Source organism: Streptomyces rubellomurinus, from assembly GCF_000961885.1.
In the GTDB taxonomy this organism is placed as follows: Bacteria; Actinomycetota; Actinomycetes; order Streptomycetales; family Streptomycetaceae; genus Kitasatospora; species Kitasatospora rubellomurina.
On sequence record NZ_JZKH01000327.1, the window covers coordinates 1 to 451 of the forward strand.

Sequence of the window (451 nt, forward strand, 5' to 3'; positions counted from 1 at the left end):
CCCCACGAGGACCTCGACCCCACCTTCTACACCCGCAACCCGCCCACCAGCGCCCGCATGAACCACCTCATCCACACCCAGGGCGGCGGCGGCATCGTCGTCTCCCTCGCCGAATGCCTCCAGCGCTACGCCCAGGCCCGCGACCTGCTCGCCCGCGCCGCCATCGACCTGCCCGCCAACCCCACCGCGGTGCGCGAATGGTCCCTGGTCATGGCCGTCGTCGGCCTGCTCAACGCCGTCGACCGCGGCCTCGTGCCCGAGGACGACATCCTCATCCACGCCTCCGGCCACTACCACGCCGACCAGGTCGGCCAGTTGAGCGCACGCGACCTGCACGACACCCCCGACACCGAGGCCCTGCGCCGGCTGGTCCTGGGCGCCTGCGCCCAGTGAGCCCGGGCACCGCACCCAGGTTGACGACCGGCCCCGACGCACCCGTGAGGAACCCGCC

1 protein-coding gene is annotated in these 451 nt (G+C 73.4%); it reads left to right on the forward strand.

Annotated features, from left to right (window positions below; all coding sequences use genetic code 11):
• Window positions 1-393: DUF6002 family protein (locus tag VM95_RS38045; protein ID WP_045706221.1), on the forward strand; the 393-nt coding region annotated here is incomplete at its 5' end.
• Window positions 394-451 lie beyond the last annotated feature (58 nt).